At 73.9% G+C, this 15,724-nt stretch carries 13 protein-coding genes and 1 pseudogene; 7 read left to right on the top strand and 7 right to left on the bottom strand.

Translation table 11 applies throughout. The features are described 5' to 3' along the window. From E1292_RS32550 to E1292_RS32540, 3 genes and pseudogenes are all read right to left on the bottom strand, one after another. Nucleotides 1–1,833, bottom strand: a pseudogene (locus E1292_RS32550) (hypothetical protein); the annotation flags it as partial. Further along, on the bottom strand, nucleotides 1,830–3,053 hold the full coding sequence (locus E1292_RS32545) for a TIGR02678 family protein (RefSeq protein ID WP_132599901.1): 1,224 nt from the start codon (nucleotides 3,051–3,053) through the stop codon (nucleotides 1,830–1,832). The pseudogene E1292_RS32550 and the gene E1292_RS32545, both read right to left, overlap by 4 nt. Beyond that, nucleotides 3,050–4,642 (bottom strand): TIGR02677 family protein, encoded by a 1,593-nt coding sequence (locus E1292_RS32540; RefSeq protein ID WP_220447164.1) that lies wholly within the window; start codon nucleotides 4,640–4,642, stop codon nucleotides 3,050–3,052. The genes E1292_RS32545 and E1292_RS32540 overlap by 4 nt, the downstream gene beginning before the upstream one ends. 135 nt (nucleotides 4,643–4,777) lie before the next feature. Between E1292_RS32540 and E1292_RS32535 the strand changes: the two genes are divergently transcribed. From E1292_RS32535 to mnhG, 7 genes are all read left to right on the top strand, one after another. Further along, nucleotides 4,778–5,197: an SRPBCC family protein gene (locus E1292_RS32535; RefSeq protein ID WP_132599898.1), complete on the top strand. Its 420-nt coding sequence runs from the start codon at nucleotides 4,778–4,780 to the stop codon at nucleotides 5,195–5,197. A 147-nt stretch (nucleotides 5,198–5,344) separates the two neighbouring features. After that, a complete protein-coding gene (locus E1292_RS32530) occupies nucleotides 5,345–8,107 on the top strand; it encodes a Na+/H+ antiporter subunit A (RefSeq protein ID WP_132599895.1) in 2,763 nt (920 codons plus the stop codon). Further along, on the top strand, nucleotides 8,104–8,922 hold the full coding sequence (locus E1292_RS32525) for a Na(+)/H(+) antiporter subunit C (RefSeq protein ID WP_132599892.1): 819 nt from the start codon (nucleotides 8,104–8,106) through the stop codon (nucleotides 8,920–8,922). The genes E1292_RS32530 and E1292_RS32525 overlap by 4 nt, the downstream gene beginning before the upstream one ends. 34 nt (nucleotides 8,923–8,956) lie before the next feature. After that, nucleotides 8,957–10,525 carry a Na+/H+ antiporter subunit D gene (locus tag E1292_RS32520; protein WP_246090491.1) on the top strand — a complete coding sequence of 523 codons (1,569 nt, stop codon included), beginning with the start codon at nucleotides 8,957–8,959 and terminating at the stop codon, nucleotides 10,523–10,525. Beyond that, nucleotides 10,522–11,061: a Na+/H+ antiporter subunit E gene (locus E1292_RS32515; protein ID WP_132599889.1), complete on the top strand. Its 540-nt coding sequence runs from the start codon at nucleotides 10,522–10,524 to the stop codon at nucleotides 11,059–11,061. Before E1292_RS32520 ends, E1292_RS32515 begins: the two co-directional genes overlap by 4 nt. Then, nucleotides 11,058–11,318 carry a monovalent cation/H+ antiporter complex subunit F gene (locus tag E1292_RS32510; protein WP_132599886.1) on the top strand — a complete coding sequence of 87 codons (261 nt, stop codon included), beginning with the start codon at nucleotides 11,058–11,060 and terminating at the stop codon, nucleotides 11,316–11,318. Before E1292_RS32515 ends, E1292_RS32510 begins: the two co-directional genes overlap by 4 nt. Further along, on the top strand, nucleotides 11,315–11,638 hold the full coding sequence (gene mnhG, locus E1292_RS32505; protein WP_132599883.1) for a monovalent cation/H(+) antiporter subunit G: 324 nt from the start codon (nucleotides 11,315–11,317) through the stop codon (nucleotides 11,636–11,638). The genes E1292_RS32510 and mnhG overlap by 4 nt, the downstream gene beginning before the upstream one ends. Here mnhG and E1292_RS32500 read toward each other — a convergent pair. Genes E1292_RS32500 through E1292_RS32485 form a run of 4 tightly spaced genes read right to left on the bottom strand, consistent with a single transcriptional unit; the run spans nucleotide 11,581 to nucleotide 15,620 of the window. After that, nucleotides 11,581–12,084 carry a DUF6328 family protein gene (locus tag E1292_RS32500; RefSeq protein ID WP_132599880.1) on the bottom strand — a complete coding sequence of 168 codons (504 nt, stop codon included), beginning with the start codon at nucleotides 12,082–12,084 and terminating at the stop codon, nucleotides 11,581–11,583. The two genes, mnhG and E1292_RS32500, sit on opposite strands and share 58 nt — an antisense overlap. A gap of 52 nt (nucleotides 12,085–12,136) precedes the next feature. Then, on the bottom strand, nucleotides 12,137–14,167 hold the full coding sequence (locus E1292_RS32495) for a xanthine dehydrogenase family protein molybdopterin-binding subunit (protein ID WP_132599877.1): 2,031 nt from the start codon (nucleotides 14,165–14,167) through the stop codon (nucleotides 12,137–12,139). Continuing rightward, nucleotides 14,164–15,135 carry an FAD binding domain-containing protein gene (locus tag E1292_RS32490; protein ID WP_132599874.1) on the bottom strand — a complete coding sequence of 324 codons (972 nt, stop codon included), beginning with the start codon at nucleotides 15,133–15,135 and terminating at the stop codon, nucleotides 14,164–14,166. Before E1292_RS32490 ends, E1292_RS32495 begins: the two co-directional genes overlap by 4 nt. Next, nucleotides 15,132–15,620: a (2Fe-2S)-binding protein gene (locus E1292_RS32485; RefSeq protein WP_132599871.1), complete on the bottom strand. Its 489-nt coding sequence runs from the start codon at nucleotides 15,618–15,620 to the stop codon at nucleotides 15,132–15,134. Before E1292_RS32485 ends, E1292_RS32490 begins: the two co-directional genes overlap by 4 nt. Nucleotides 15,621–15,724: the final 104 nt, after the last annotated feature.

Here is a 15,724-nt window from a genome sequence, read left to right as displayed (position 1 = left end):
GGGCGGGGCGGGCGGTTCCAGGACCGTCCGGTCGTTGAGGCGTTCGCGCTCCTTGGTCAGGCCGGCCCGCTCGGCGACCAGCCGGTCCCGCAGCCCCGTCAGGTGCTGCTCCCGGGCGGCGTAGCGGACGGCCGCGGCCGTGCGGGCGGCGCCGACCAGCTCGTCCGCCTGCTCGAACCGGTCGGCCAGGTCGGCCGCCTCGCCGGGGTCGAGCTGGAGCTGGGTGCAGCCGCCGGCCCACTCGGCCAGGGCCGTGGCCAGGTCGCGGGCCCGCTCGTCGCGCAGGCGCTCGGCCTCGTCGTGGGCGGCCCTGGCGGCGGCGAGGTCGTCCCTGGCACCGTCGCGGTCCCGCTCGGCGGTGGCGCGGCGGTTGATCGCCTCGTGGTGTTCCGCGGCCCCCGCCCTGACCTCCCTGATCTGGGCGGCCCTGCTGGACACGGCGGCGCGCAGCAGCTCCCGCGCCCTGCGCACGTCCTCCTCACCGTCCGGCCCGCCCGGCGGAGCACCGGCCGCCTCGCCGTCAGGCCCGTCCATGAGCTCCGCGCGGGCGTCGTGGGCGGCGGCGCGTGCGCTCTCCTCGTGGACGCCGAGCAGGCCGGCGCGTTCGGCCGCCCTGCGGGCCTCGCCCCTGGCGCGGTCGGCCAGCGCGGCGGCCGTGCGGGCGCCGTCCTGGGCCAGGGCGGCCAGCTCCTCCTTGGCGGAGGAGGCGCGGGCCGCCGCACCGGCCTGGTCACGCAGCCGGGCCGCCGCCTCGTGCGCGGCCTGCGCCTCCGTACGCAGCCGGTGCAGCTCGCCACCGGCCTGGTAGGCCTCGCTCTCCTTGAGCCCCTCGATCTGGGCGGCCAGCGCCAGCTCCTGCGACTCCTCCTCCGCCAGCCGCACGGTCGCGGCGTCCAGCTCGCCCTCGGCGTCCTTGAGCGCCTCCCGCTTGGTCCGGACCTCGGCGGCCAGCGAGTCCAGCGTGTGGCCGGCGGACGTCACGGCCGCGGCGGCGGCCCGCAGGACGCGCTGGGCGTACCCGCGTTGCCGGGCGGCCAGCCGGTCGGCCTCCGCCACGTCGCGGTCGAGCAGGCGCAGCTCCTCGCGCTGCCGGTCGAGCCGCTCGAAGCCCTCCGCGATCTCGTGGATCTCGCCCTCGCCGAGCGGCGGCAGCGCGCTGGACAGCAGCTCCGACAGCAGCCCGGGGTCGAGGCGTTCGGACAGCTTGGGGGTGCGGAGCTGGCGCAGCGCGGTGAGCAGCGAGTCGTAGCGCTGCTCGTTGAGCCCTCGGTAGAGGGTCCGGCGCACGACGGTGCGGTAGGCGTCGGCGGACTCGTGCACCGTGCCCGACGTGCCGAGCTCCTCGGCGAGCTGGGCCTTGGTCAGCGGCTGGCCGCTCTCGCCGCTGAGCCGGATGCCGTCGGGGGTGTCGACGCGGGACTCGGTCGTGAAGTAGGCGGCGGTGACGTTCTTGGTGTGGACGGTGGCCTGGAGCCGGGCGCCGCAGGTGAACCAGCGGCCGCCGGAGTGCCGGAACTCGATCCACACGTAGCCGACCCGGGTGGCGCCGGCTGTGCCGTCGCCCATGAGGTTCCAGTGCATGGTGCGTTCGGTGCCGCCGAACGTCGACAGCCTGCTCGGCTTGAGGCTGGCGTCGAGCAGGTACGGCAGCAGCAGCTCCAGGACCTTGGACTTGCCGCTGCCGTTGGGCCCCCGCAGCAGCAGCCGGCCCCGGTGGAACTCGAACACCTCGTCGTAGTAGCGCCACACGTTCAGGATGCCCGCGCGTACGGGAACCCAGCGGTCCTCCACGACCTGCGCGGTGCGCGCGGGCGTGAGCTCGGTGACTGTCATGCATCCTCCTGGACGGCCGTGCCGCGATCGACCCGGTAGCGGGCCGCGGCGGGCAGGGCGGCGACCCGGTCACCCGTGCGGCGGGCCAGCCCGAACATCGTGAGCACCTCCAGCGCGTCGGCGGCCAGCCGCGCCCCGCCGCCGTCGGACTGGTACGCCTTCGCCCACTGCGGGAAGCGGCGCAGCAGCCCGCCCGCCTCGGCGTGGAGCCGCCGGGCGGTGATGGGCCCGGCCGAGACGAGCAGGTCGAGCAGCAGCAGGGCGGCCACCTTGGCGTGGCTGCCGTCGTCGGGGAACCGGGTGTCGGTGGCGGTGCCGTCGGGGTCGATGAGCAGGAACCCCTCGGCGCGCTCTTCGAGCACGAAGCCCGCCTCCTCGGCGGCGCGGCGCAGGATCCGGCGGCCGGTGAGCGAGGCGGCGTAGCCGGACTCGTCGGGGGTCAGGTCGGCGCGGTAGACGACGGGCTCGTCGAGCAACCGGCGGATGAGCGAGTGGCGGGCCCTGAGGTTGCGCTGGGTCTCGGTCGGCTCGTCGGCGCCGTAGCGGGACTCGGCGCTGAGCGCCGCGGTGAGCTCGGCGAGCGTGCCGGCGCCCGCCTCGTCCGCGGCGCGGGCGGCGATCCTCGACGGCGGCACTGGCGCGGCGAGCAACCTGATCACGCGGGTGGTGTCGACCCGGTAGAGCACCTTGGCGTCCTCGTCGTCCAGGTAGGAGTCGGTCGCGCCGTCCATGACGGTGATCGCGCCATGGTGTTCGAGCAGCTTGAGCGCGTCGACGAGGGCGGCCCGCTCGGCCGCCTTGACCGGGTCGAACACGGGCACGTCCGCCTCGACGGCGGCCGCCTGCACGACCCGCTGGGCGAGCATGCCGATCGTGGTGACCGGCGAGGTGAGCAGCTCGGCGGCGCACAGGCAGAACAGGGTGTAGCGGCGGCGGTCGAAGGGCGCCCTGGTGGCGCGGCGGCGACGGGCGGGCCGGGTGGCGCTCGGCTCGGTCCTGACCTTGACCAGGCGGGCGTAGCCCTGGCGCGGCTCCACGACCAGCCGCCAGCCGCAGAAGTAGTCGAACCACTGGATGAGCGGCTGGCGGCGTTTTCTGATCAGGTCGAAGGCGGCGGGGTCGCTCTGCCGGGACACGAGCGGCCGGCCGAGCAGGGTCCTGATCGCCCGCGCGATCTCCTCCTTCTCGGCCCTGACGAGCTGGTTGGCGAGGCTGCTCATGCGCCCGCCCGGTGCTCGGCGGCGGCGGGCGCGCCGGCGAGGGCGTCGCCGAGCGCGCGTACGTCGATGAGGTAGTCGGGACCGCGGAACCACCCTTCGGAGGTGCGCAGCACCGCGACGGCTCCGTCGCCGGGCGCCCTGAGCACGATCTCGACGCGCCCGTCGGAGGTGACGGCACGCCGGCGGCCGGTCGCGTCGGGGTGTTCGGCGAGGGCCCGGCCGAGCAGGTCGAGCAGCCGCCCGAAGGCCTCGTGGTCGAGCTCCCCCAGCTGCGACAGCCGCATCGCCCCCGTGGTGGCCAGCGCCGCCCATGCGGCCTCGATCTCGGCGCGCTCCTTCTCGGCCCGCGACCGGCGCCCGGCCCGCAGCCCGGTCACGTCGCGGACCCTGCCCGTACGGCCCATCCGCTCGGTGCGCCCGCGCGAGCGCAGCAGCGCCGAGACCTCCACGGGCTCGGCCTCCGACCAGGGGACCCCGGAGGGGATCAGCTCGGCGTCGGGGTGCCCGAGGTGCGCGTGCCGGGCGGAGCCGAGCCCGAACGCCGCGTCCCACAGCCGGTGCGCGTCGTGCTCGGCGGGCGCGGTGGCGAACCAGCGGGCCAGCGTACGGAAGTCGGCGGCGGCGCTGGAGGAGCGGCGGCGGGAGTCGGTGATCCGGTCGAGCACCTGCAACAGCGCCACGATCGCCCGCCTGGCCACGTCGTGCAGCTGCCGTACCCGCGGCACGGCACGCTCGCCGGCCCAGGGGTCGGCGCCGGTGCCGTCGTGGTGGGCGAACCACGACCGCAGCCCCTCCCATCTGGCCGCCCGCGCCGCCAGCCACGGGGTGGCGTGGTCGGCTCCGGGCGTCCTCGGCAGGTCGGCGCCGTCGAGCGCCCGCGCGTGCAGCACGCCGACGCCGTGCTCCTCGACCGCTCCCAGGGCGGCGGCGATGGCCTCACCGCGCTCCTCCAGGCTGGTCGCGAACTCCTGCAGATAGGCCACCATGGCGGACTTGACCTCGTGGAACGTGGCGAGATCGGTGCCTTCGAGGCGCAGCAGCCGCTGCAGCTCGCCGTTGAACTGCCTGGTGTTGACGCCCAGCCCGTCGAGATGCCCCTCCAGCTCCTGCAGGCCGGTGAAGATGCGCCGGTTGCGCCCCGGATCGGGGTCGCGCAGCAGGACCTCCAGCTCCCCCAGCCGCTCGGCGATGGCGTCGAGCACCGCGGTCTGCAACGCGCCCGCCGAGGCCAGCATCGCCATCGCGTGCCGCACCCCGGCGAGCGCCGCCTCCCCGCGCCTGGTCAGCGAATAGTGCAGGTTCTTGCGCTCGTACTCCTCGGCGGTGGCGAAGCCGCCGGCGTGGTTGAAGATCACGTCGAGCAGACCCCAGCCGGCCAGCTGCTTGAGCGTGCCGGACAGGTCGTGGTCGGCGACCGGGGCGTACCATCCGACCGATCGCAGCCGCTCGTGGACCTCTTCCGACGTCAGCGCCGTCTCGAGCCGCTCGCCGGCCTCGCCGAAGGCGCAGAGGACGGCGGTGTGCAGGTCGGCCCGCTCGGTGGTGGTGAACCGGAACATCTCCGGCGGCACCCGTGGCAACTCCGCCATCGCCCCGCTCCCCTCCCCGCGACACACCCGCACGACTCGCGCCGACAGCAAAGGTAGCGGCAGGACCCGGCGGACCGGCGGCTGTTTGCCCGCACATCACACGGGTACGGCGGGAGCATTGACCGGGGGGTTGTGATGGCGGAGTTCGAGGCGACGCGCGGCATGCCGGCCGACAGCATGATCGTGTACGGCGTCGCGTCCGACGTGGAGATCATGGACAGGTGGCTGCCGCGGGGCCTGACGGTGACCGGCAGCGGGCCCGGCACCGTCGAGGCGGGCGGCGACCTGGTGCCCGGCGCGGGCCCGCACGAAGGGCTGTTCCGGGCCTCGGACGAGCAGCTGCGCGTGGAGTGGGGCGGGCGCGACCATCCCGGCTACTCCGGCTGGCTGCAGGTCTCCGACGCGGCGAGCGGCACGAGCGAGGTGACCGTGCACATCTCGCTGCTCGACGAGCCCGGCTCGGGGGCCCACGCCGACGAGGTGCGCGAGCTGCTCGACCGGTCGCTCGGCCAGCTGGCCGACGAGGTGCGCCGGCGCGTCGACGACGCCGGCTGAGCGCGCGCCACGGCGCTGACGGCTCCGTCCCACCCCCGGGTGTGGGTGTGGTGAGGTTCGGGTCAACCCCGGCCGTGCCTGCGCGGCGGCAGGAGCACGGCAGGAGAGGTTGGGCGGACGTAACCGGAATTTCCGCCCGAGGAGCCCATGGAGCTGCTGCTGATCCTCCACGCGGTGGCGGCGGTCTGTGCTCCCTGGCTGGCCGCCCGCATGGGACGCGCCTCCTTCGCCGTGCTGGCCGTGCCGCCGGCCGCCGCCTTCGTCCACACGCTCTGGGTGGCGGTGCGGGGGCTGCCCATGCGGGAGGCCACCGCGTGGGCGCCGGTGATGCAGATGGAGCTGGACTTCCGCGCCGACCCGCTGGCCGTGGTGATGATGGCCCTGGTGACGGGCATCGGCGTGCTGGTGCTCGGCTACAGCGCCGCGTACCTGCCGGCGGGCGACGAAGGGCTCGGCCGCTACGGCGGCGTGATGGTGGCCTTCGCCGGCTCGATGCTGGGGCTGGTGACGGCCGACAACCTGCTCCTGCTGTACGTGTTCTGGGAGCTGACCACCGTCTTCTCGTACCTGCTGATCGGCTACGACCCGGAGAGCCGGGTGAGCAGGCAGGCGGCGATGAAGGCGCTGGCGATCACCACGTCCGGCGGGCTGTGCATGCTGGCGGGGTTCGTGCTGACCGGGCAGGCGGCGGGCACGTACCGGGTGTCGGCGATCGCGGCCGATCCCCCGGCGGTCGCACCGGTAGCGCTGGTGCTGGTGCTGACGGGCGCGCTGGCCAAGTCCGCGATCTTCCCGTTCAGCACGTGGCTGCCCGCCGCGATGGCCGCGCCCACGCCCGTGTCGGCCTACCTGCACGCGGCGGCCATGGTGAAGGCGGGCGTGTACCTGGTGGCCCGGCTCGGCCCGGCGTTCGGCGACGTCGCGCTGTGGCGGGCGGTGGCCGTGCCGCTCGGGCTGGTCACGATGGTGCTCGGTGGCTGGCGGGCGCTGCGCGAGACGGATCTCAAGCGGCTGCTCGCCTACGGCACGGTCAGCCAGCTCGGCTTCCTCGTGGCGCTCTTCGGCGCGGGAACACGGGCGACCGCGCTGGCCGGTGCCGCCATGCTGGTGGCGCACGCGCTGTTCAAGGCGACCCTGTTCCTCGTGGTGGGCATCGTCGACCACGCGGCGGGCAGCCGCGAGACGGGCGAGCTCAGCGGGGTGGGCCGGGCGATGCCCTGGGTGTGCGCGGCGGCGGTGCTCGCGGGGGCGTCGATGGCGGGTCTGCCGCCGCTGGTGGGGTTCGCCGCCAAGGAGGCGGCGCTGGAGTCGCTGCTGGACGCGCCGTTCGCGCTGGCGGGCGTGGTGGCCGGGTCGGCGCTGACGGCGGCGTACACGCTGCGCTTCCTGTGGGGGGCGTTCGCCGCCAAGCCGGGGGTGGCGGCGCGGCCGGTGCGCCGCGTGCCCGCGGCCATGTTCGTGCCCACCGCGCTGCTGTCGGCGCTGGGGCTGGCACTGGCGCCGGCGGCCTCCTGGTACGCGGGCACGATGTCGGCCTACACGGGGGCCTTCCGCGATCCCGGCCACGAGACCCACCTCGTGGTGTGGAGCGGGTTCGGCCTGCCGCTGCTGCTGTCGGCCGCGGCGCTGGCGGCCGGCGTGCTGCTGTTCGCGGCCAGGGAGCCGGTGGCCAGGGCGGGGGCGGTGCTGCCCGTGCCGGACTCCAGCCAGGTCTTCTGGATCATCGTGCGCGGGCTCGACCGCTTCGCCGTCCAGCTGACCGGCCTCGTGCAGCGCGGCTCGGTGCCCGACTACCTGATGCTCACCATGCTGGCCACGGTCGGCGTCGGCGTGTTCTCCGTCGCCTACGGAGGCGCGCCGCGGCTGGACGTGCCGGTCGTCGCCTGGCAGCGGCCGGAGCAGCCCGTCATCACCGTGCTGGTCGCGGCGGCGGCCGTGCTGGCGTTGTTCGCCCGCGCCTCCATCTTCCTGGCCGTCGTCGTCGGCATGCTGGGGTACGGGACCGCGCTGCTGTTCCTCGTGCACGGCTCGCCCGACCTGGCGCTCACCCAGTTCCTGGCCGAGACGCTGCTCCTGGTGGTCTTCGCCCTGGTGCTGCGGCGGCTGCCGATCGACCCCGGCAGGGGGCGGCTGCCGTTCCCGGTCAGGATCGGGCTCGGGCTGGCCGTGGGGGTGGTGCTCACGGGCGCGGGCATGCTGGCGGGCAGCGCGCGCGACGTCGTGCCGGTCGGCGCGCACATGGCGACGGCGGCGCGGGAGGCGGGCGCGCGCAACATCGTCACCGCGCTGATCGTCGACATCCGCGCCTGGGACACCCTGGGCGAGAGCACGGTGCTCATCGTGCTGACCCTGGGCCTGACGAGCCTGGTGTTCCTGCGGCGCAGGTCGTACCGGATCGAGCCGAAGGAGGCGGAACACCCGTCGGCGGAGCCGCACTGGCTGGCCTCCACGCTTCCGCGGGGGCAGCGGGTGCTGGCGTTCGACGTAGTGGCCAGGCTGACGTTCCACACGGTGCTGCTGCTCTCGGTGTTCCTGCTGTTCGTCGGGCACAGCGGGGTCGGCGGCGGGTTCGCCGGCGGCATCGTGGCCGGGCTGGCGATCGCCGTGCGCTACCTGGCCGGCGGGCGGAACGAGCTGGGCGTGGCGCTGCCGGTGCACGCGGGCGTGCTGATGGGCGTCGGGCTGACGCTGTCGGCGGGTACGGCGCTGATCGGGCTGCTGTTCGGCTCGGCGGCGCTGGACATGCTGGCCACGGACGTGAGCGTGCCGCTCGCCGGGCACGTGCATCTGTCCACGGGGGTGCTGTTCGACCTCGGCGTGTACCTCTCGGTGATCGGCATGGTGCAGGACGTGCTGCGCGGCCTGGGCGCCGAGCTGGACCGGCAGATCGACGCCGGGGAGGGCTCGTGACCGTCTCCCTGGTGCCGTTCCTGGCCTGCTTCTTGATGATCACGACGGGCGTGACGCTGCTGCTGGAGCGGAGCCTGGTACGCGCGCTCGCCGGCGTCATCGTCCTCGGCAACGGCGTGAACCTGCTGATCGTCACGGCGGGGAGCAGCGCCGGCGGCCCGCCCATTTTGGGGGTCACGCCGCCCGCCAGGATGGCCGATCCGCTGCCGCAGGCGATGGTGCTCACCGCCATCGTGATCACCATGGGCATGACGGCGTTCCTGCTGGCCATGGTGCACCGGACGTGGCAGCTGACCGGGTCCGACGAGGTGCAGGACGACACCGAGGACCGGCGCGTGCGGCTGCGCTCGCGGCGCGGCGAGCTGGGCGACGCGGTGCGCCGCAGGGTGGACGACTACCGCCGGCTGCTCGTGCGGCAGCGGGCCGAACTGGCGAACCTGCAGGCCGAGCAGGCCGAGCGGGAGCGGCTGCAGGAAGCCGACCTGGAGCAGCGCCTGGCCCGGGTGTACGACGAGCTCGAGGAGTGGATGCGCCAGGGCCGGGAGCAGGGACTGTCGGAGGAGGAGCTGCACCGGCGCTTCGAGGAGGTCGGGCTGCGGGAGGAGGCGCGGGCGGGCGACAACCTCGCGCGCATCGAGGAATTGCGCGACGAGCACGCGCGGCGGCGGGCGGCCCAGGCGGCCGAGGAGAAGGAACTGCGCAGGAAGCTGCGGGTGCGGCAGCGGGAGGCGCGCAGGCAGGTGCGGGCGGCCATCAGGGAGGAGCGCGAGCGCCAGGCCCTCGCGCAGGACCCCGGCCTGGAGGGGGACGACTGATGGACCGCCACTCCGACGCGGAAAGGGGCTGAGCGTGGAGCCGTCCCTACCCGTGGAAAGCCTCATCTGCGTGCCGGTGCTGCTGCCGCTGCTGGCCGCCGGGGTGAAGCTGGCCATCGGCGGGCGGCTGCGACGGCTGCAGTCGGTCATCAGCCTCGTCACCCTCGGCCTGTCGCTCGCCGTGTCCGTGGTGCTGCTGGTGGCGGCAGAGTCGCGCGGCCCGCTGGTCACCTACCTGGGCGGGTGGCCGTCGCCGATCGGCATCTGCCTGGTCGCCGACCGACTCTCGACGCTGGTGCTGGTGGTCTCGTCGGCGGTGACGTTCTGCGTGATGGCGTACTCGGTCGCCAACGCCTACGACGAGCAGGAGCACGACGCTCCCATGGCGATCTTCCATCCGGCCTTCCTGGTGATGGTGGCCGGGGTGGCGGACGCGTTCCTGTCCGGCGACCTGTTCAACCTGTTCGTGGCGTTCGAGCTGCTGCTGAGTGGTTCGTACGTGCTGCTGACGTTCGGCGGCACCGAGGCCAGGATCCGGGCCGGCGCGACGTACACGCTGATGGCCCTGGCCTCGTCCATGTTGTTCCTGGTGGCGCTGGCCGTCACCTACGGGGCGACGGGGACGCTGGCGCTGGCGCAGCTCGCCGAGCGCTTCCCCCAGCTGCCCGAGCAGGTGAAACTGCTGGTGGAGCTGACGCTGCTGCTGGCGTTCGCGATCAAGGCGGCGATCTTCCCCATGTCGGCGTGGCTGCCCGACTCCTACCCGACCGCGCCTACCCCGGCCACGGCCGTGTTCGCCGGTCTGCTCACCAAGGTCGGTGTCTACTCGATCATCAGGCTGGAGGCGCTGCTGTTCCCCGGCGGCCCGGTGTCGACGCTGCTGATGTGGCTGGCGCTGGCCACCATGCTGGTGGGCGTGCTGGGCGCGGTCGCGCAGACCGACCTCAAGCGCATGCTCTCGTTCACGCTGGTCAGCCACATCGGCTACATGGTGTTCGGGGTGGGGTTGTCCACCCGGGCCGGGCTGACCGGCGCGATCTTCTACGTGGTGCACCACATCACCGTGCAGACGAGCCTGTTCCTGGTGACGGGGATGGTCGAGCGGCGCTTCGGCACGACGTCGGTGACCAGGCTCGGCGGCCTGATGAGGGCCACGCCGCTGATCGCGGTGCTGTTCTTCGTGCCCGCCATGAACCTGTCGGGCATCCCGCCCATGTCGGGGTTCCTGGGCAAGCTGCTGCTGGTGCAGGCGGGGCTCGCGGCGGGCGGCTGGCCGGCGGGCACGCTGGTGGCCGCGGGCCTGGTCACGAGCCTGCTCACGCTGTACGCCGTCGCCAAGGCCTGGAGCAGGGCGTTCTGGAGTGCCCCGCGCGTCGTGCAGGCGGGCACGGTGGTGGAGAGCGAGGAGGACACCGGCGAGGACCCGACGGTGACCACGACGTCGCTGCCCGCGGCCCTGACCGTGTCGGTGACGGCGCTGGTGGCGCTCGGCCTGTCGTTCACGGTGCTCGCCGGTCCGCTGTCGGCGCTGGCCGAGCGGGCGGCGGGCGAGCTGATGGCGCGCGAGCCGTACATCACGGCGGTCCTGGGGAGGGAACGGTGAACCTGAACGTGCTGGCGCCGCGGGTGTTCGGCAGGCGGGTGCCGCTGCCGCTGGTCGCCTGGCTGACGCTGGTGTGGACGGCGTTGTGGGGGGACGTCAGCGCCGGCAACCTGCTGGGCGGGCTGGCCGCCGGGGTCGTGGTGACGTGGCTGCTGCCGCTGCCCGCCGTGGACCCCGGCATCAGGGTCAACCCGGTCGGCCTGGTGCGGTTCCTGCTCTGGTTCGCCTCGGAGACGGTGGTCTCGACCCTGCGGGTGGTGTTCTGGGTGGTCCACCCGGGCCCGCCGCCGACGCAGCTCGTACGCGTGCGGCTGCGCACGTCGTCGGAGTCCATGGTCGTCCTGACCATGGTCGCGATCACCTCCGTGCCCGGCAGCCTGGTGGCGGAGCTCTACCCGGAGGAACACGAGCTGGCGGTGCACGTGCTGGGGCTCCCTGGCGAGGTCACCGAGGCCGTGCGGGCGGACATAACGGCGCTGGAGAGGCGCATCGTGGAGGCCTTCGGAACCCGGGCCGACAGGGAGGAACTGCGATGACGGCGGTGTACATGGTGGCGATCGGCCTGCTCAGCTGCGGGGCGGCCGCCACGCTCTTCAGGCTGGGGCGCGGGCCCTCGATGCTCGACCGGGCCGTTGCCCTGGACGTGCTGACGGCCATGGCGATGTGCGGCACGGGGGCGTTCGCGGTGGTCATGGACGACTACTCGGACCTGCCGATCCTGCTGGTGCTGTCGCTGCTGGGGTTCGTCGGCTCGGTGTCGCTGGCCCGCTTCTTCTCGGGGAGTTCGCGATGAGCGCGCTCGACGTGGCGGCGGCGGCCTGCCTGCTGCTGGGGTCGGTGCTGGCGCTGGCGGCCGGCGTCGGCCTCGTACGGTTCCGCACCACGCTGGATCGTATGCACGCCGGCACGAAACCGCAGGTGCTGGGCGTGCTGCTGGTGCTGCTCGCCATGTGGCTGCACCGGCCCACATGGGCGACCGCGGGCCCGCTGCTGCTGGCCGGTTTCTCCCAGGTGATCACCGTGTCGGTCGCGGCGTACATGGTGGCCAGGGCGTCCTATGCCCGGGGGTCGTCGGCGCCGCCCGACGACGGCTCGGCGCCGTCCGACGACTGATCCGACCTGGTCAGCGCCGGCTGGCCGAACCAGGTCCACAGCGCCAGCAGGGCCAGCACGCCCGCGGTGACCCCGGCCAGAGCGGCGTCGAACAGGTGGTCGATCACGAACATCGTGGCCGTCGTCATCGACACGGCCAGGGCGAGCGCGCCGGCCAGGCCGTACCGGTTCGAGCGGCGTACCAGCGTCTCCTTGCGCCCCTGCCGGAACAGCACGCGGTGCTGCGCGGTCGGCGCGATGTACCAGATGGACGCGAGTGCGGCGCTGACCAGTGCCGCGTAGTACAGCCACTGGTCGGCCCTGTCGATCCGGGTGAACCCGGGCGAGAACGGCACCGTCAGCAGGAACGCGAACAACACCTGCACCCCGGTCACCGCCACGCGGGCTCCCTGAAGGAGCTCGACGAAGTTCCGATCCGCCCGCTCCCCGTGCGACTCCTGCTTCACCGCACCCTCCCGCCCGTGACCTGCGGCCCCTCTCCTTCCTCCGGCGCGGCGGCTAAAACCTTGACAGAATCTTGACCGGAGTGAGAGGCAGGTCGCGCACGCGATGGCCGGTCGCGTGGTGCACGGCGTTGCCGATGGCCGCGGCAGTGCCGACGATGCCGATCTCGCCGATGCCCTTGCTGCCCATCGGGTTGAGCTCGCCGTCCTGCTCGTCCAGCCAGACCGCCTCGACGTGCGGCACGTCGGCGCAGGCGGGCACGTGATACTGCGCCAGGTCCCGGCGCAGGAACCCGCCGAACTCCTCGTCGGTGAGCGTCTCCTCCATCAGCGCCATCCCCAGGCCCATCGTCATCCCGCCGATGAACTGCGACCTGGCCAGCTGGGGGTCCACGATGCGCCCGGCGGCGAAGACGCCGAGCAGGCGCGGCACGCGGACCTCGCCGGTCACCGAGCTGACCCGGACCTCGGCGAACTGCGCGCCGAAGGCGTGCCTGGCCAGCCGCGCGTCGTTCCCGACCTCGTCGGTGGTGTCGGCGCGGCCCTCCTTGCCGTCGCCGCGCTTGAGCTCCTCGCAGGCCCGTACGACGGCCGACCCCCACGAGGCGGTGCCCATGGAGCCGCCGGCGACGGGCGCCTCCGGCAGGTCGCTGTCGCCCAGCTCGACGTGCACCTGATCGGGAGGGACGCCGAGCGCGTCCGCGGCGATCCTGACGAGCGCGGTACGGGCGCCGGTGCCGATGTCGGCGGCGGCCACCTGGACGACGTAGTCTCCGTCGCGCACGAAGGCGAAGGCGCGGGCGGGGCGGCGCCTGGCCGGGTAGGTGGACGCGGCCACGCCGGTGCCGACCAGCCACTCCCCCTCGCGCCTGACGCCCGGCTCCGGGTCGCGGTGCCGCCAGCCGAAGCGGCGGGCGCCCTCGCGCAGGCACATGACGAGGTTGCGGGAGCTGAACGGCAGCCCGCCCTCCGGCTCGGCGTCGGCGTCGTTGACGACACGCAGCTCGACGGGGTCCATGCCGAGGGCGCAGGCCAGTTCGTCCATGGCGGACTCGAGCGCGTACATGCCGGGGCACTCCCCCGGCGCGCGCATCCACGACGGGGTGGCCACGTCCAGCCGGACCAGCCGGTGCGCGGTGCGCAGCGCGGGCGTGGCGTACATGACGCGGGCCGGGGTCGCGGTCTGCTCGGCGAACTCCACCAGCGTCGAGCTCTGCTCGTACGCCACGTGCTCCACCGCCGTGAGCCGGCCGCCGGCGTCCGCGCCGAGCCGCAGCCGCTGGATCGTCGGCGTGCGGTAGCCGGTGACGTCGAACATCTGCTGCCGGGTCAGCGCGATCTTGACCGGGCGGCCCGCGGCCCTGGCCGCCAGGGCGGCGAGCACGGCGTGCGGCCTGGTGGAGCCCTTCGCCCCGAAGCCCCCGCCGACGTGCCTGGACACCACCCGCACGTCCTCCCTCGGCAGGCCGAATGTCTGCGCGATGGTGTCGCGGTCGGGGGACGCGCCCTGCGTGCTGTCGTAGACCAGCAGCCTGCCCTCGGGGTCCCACACGGCCACCGCGGCGTGCGGCTCCATCGGGTTGTTGTGCAGGACCGGGGTCGAGTAGGTCACGTCGACGCTCGCGGCGGCGCCGGCGAGGCCCGCCTCGACGTCGCCCTTCACGGTGTCGGACGGGTAGTCGGGATTGACGACGTCCGGCCGGTAGAAGCCGGGATGATCGGAGCGCAGGGCGACGTCGTGGTCGTCCGGGTCGTACTCGACGCGCACGGCCGCGGCGGCGGCGCGGGCGTTCTCGTAGGTGCCGGCGACGACGGCGGCGACGATCTGGCCGCGGTAGGCGACGTCGCGGCTCTGGAAGAGCGCCAGCTCGGCATCGGCGTCCTCGGCCAGCCGGGGCGGGTCCTCGCAGGACAGCACGGCCAGCACGCCGGGCATCTCGCGGGCCTCGGCGTCGTGGACGCGGACGATGCGGCCCTTGGCGACCAGCGACTGCACGGGGTAGGCGTACGCGACTGCCTCGACCGGGTATTCGGCCGCGTACGTGGCCAGCCCGGTGACCTTGACGCGGCCCTCGACGCGGTTCACGGTGCCAGCTCCTCGAGGGTCGCGACGATCAGATTCCTGGCCAGCGGCAGCTTGTAGGCGTTGCGCGGCAGCGGGCGGGCCTGGTCGAGCTCGGCCTCCGCGGCCTCCAGGAACGCCGCGCCGGTTGCGGGCCCGCCGATCAGCAGCCGCTCGGCCCGCTCGGCCCGCCACGGGACGTGGGCCACGCTGCCGAGCGCGATGCGGCAGCCGCTCACGACGCCGTCGGAGCCGACGTCGAGCGACGCGGCGATGGACACGAGCGCGAACGCGAACGACGCCCGCTCCCGCACCTTCCGGTACGTGGACGCCCCCGGCGGTGGCGCGGGCAGCTCCACGGCGGTGATCAGGTCGCCGGGCTCCAGCACCGTGTCACGTTCCGGCTCGTCGCCCGGCAGCCGGTGCAGCCCGGGCATCGGGATGATCCGGTCGCCCCCCGGGCCGGTGACGTGCACCTCGGCGTCCAGCGCGGCCAGCGCGACCGCCATGTCCGACGGATGGGTGGCCACGCAGGCGTCGGAGGCGCCGAGCACGGCCAGGTTGCCGTGGTCGCCCTCGATGGCGGGGCAGCCGGAGCCCGGCCGGCGCTTGTTGCACGGCCGGCTCACGTCCTGGAAGTAGGCGCAGCGGGTGCGTTGCAGCAGGTTGCCGGCCACGGTCGCCATGTTGCGCACCTGTCCGGACGCCCCGTCCAGCACCGCCCGCGCGAGCATCGCGTAGCGGGTGCGGACCAGCGGGTCGGCGGCGAGATCGGTGTTGCGCACGGCCGCTCCCACGCGGAGCCGGTCGCCGACCGGCTCGATCACGTCGAGAGGCAGCCGGCTGACGTCCACCAGCAGGTCGGGCTCGGCCACGCCCAGCCGCATGAGGTCGACCAGGTTGGTGCCGCCGCCCAGGTACATGGTGCCGGGCCGGAACCGGCGCACGGCGTCGGACGGGCTGCCGGCGCGGGCGTACTCGAAGCGCTTCACGGAGCGGCCTCGGCGATCGCCTTGACGATGTTGACGTAGGCGCCGCACCTGCACAGGTTGCCGCTCATCCGTTCCCTGATCTCCTCGGGCGTCAGCTCGGGATCGAGCGCGAGATCGTCGGTGACGGCGCTCGGCCCCGGCTCGCCCAGCATGGCCACGGCCGAGCAGAGCTGCCCCGGCGTGCAGTAGCCGCACTGGAACGCGTCGTGCTCGATGAAGGCGGCCTGCAGCGGATGCAGGTCGTCCCCCTTGGCCAGTCCTTCGACGGTGGTGACCTCGGAACCGTCGACCGCGACCGCCAGCGCGAGGCACGCGTTGGCCCGCCGCCCGTCGATGAGGACCGTGCACGCGCCGCACTGCCCGTGGTCACAGCCCTTCTTGGCGCCGATCAGCCCCAGCCGCTCGCGCAGCAGATCGAGCAGCGACATCCGCGGGTCGACGTCGACCGCGTGCGGTGTGCCGTTCACCTTCAGGGTGATGTCCATGGCGCACGACTACCCGACGCCCTCACCCAGCAATCCTGAGGACGCCAAATCCAGACGGAGCCTTGATTTGCCCAGTTTTGCGGGAACGCTGCCGGGTAGCGCGG

Source organism: Nonomuraea deserti, from assembly GCF_004348685.1.
Classification (GTDB): Bacteria; Actinomycetota; Actinomycetes; order Streptosporangiales; family Streptosporangiaceae; genus Nonomuraea; species Nonomuraea deserti.
This window is presented reverse-complemented; position numbering and strand designations above follow the sequence as displayed.

What these genes read in the sequence shown, in the direction of transcription:
- mnhG (WP_132599883.1), top strand. Translation starts at nt 11,315, where the DNA reads ATGAGCGCGCTCGACGTGGCGGCGGCGGCCTGCCTGCTGCTGGGGTCG.
- E1292_RS32485 (WP_132599871.1), bottom strand. Translation starts at nt 15,620, where the DNA reads ATGGACATCACCCTGAAGGTGAACGGCACACCGCACGCGGTCGACGTC.
- E1292_RS32535 (WP_132599898.1), top strand. Translation starts at nt 4,778, where the DNA reads ATGGCGGAGTTCGAGGCGACGCGCGGCATGCCGGCCGACAGCATGATC.
- E1292_RS32540 (WP_220447164.1), bottom strand. Translation starts at nt 4,642, where the DNA reads ATGGCGGAGTTGCCACGGGTGCCGCCGGAGATGTTCCGGTTCACCACC.
- E1292_RS32510 (WP_132599886.1), top strand. Translation starts at nt 11,058, where the DNA reads ATGACGGCGGTGTACATGGTGGCGATCGGCCTGCTCAGCTGCGGGGCG.
- E1292_RS32545 (WP_132599901.1), bottom strand. Translation starts at nt 3,053, where the DNA reads ATGAGCAGCCTCGCCAACCAGCTCGTCAGGGCCGAGAAGGAGGAGATC.
- E1292_RS32530 (WP_132599895.1), top strand. Translation starts at nt 5,345, where the DNA reads ATGGAGCTGCTGCTGATCCTCCACGCGGTGGCGGCGGTCTGTGCTCCC.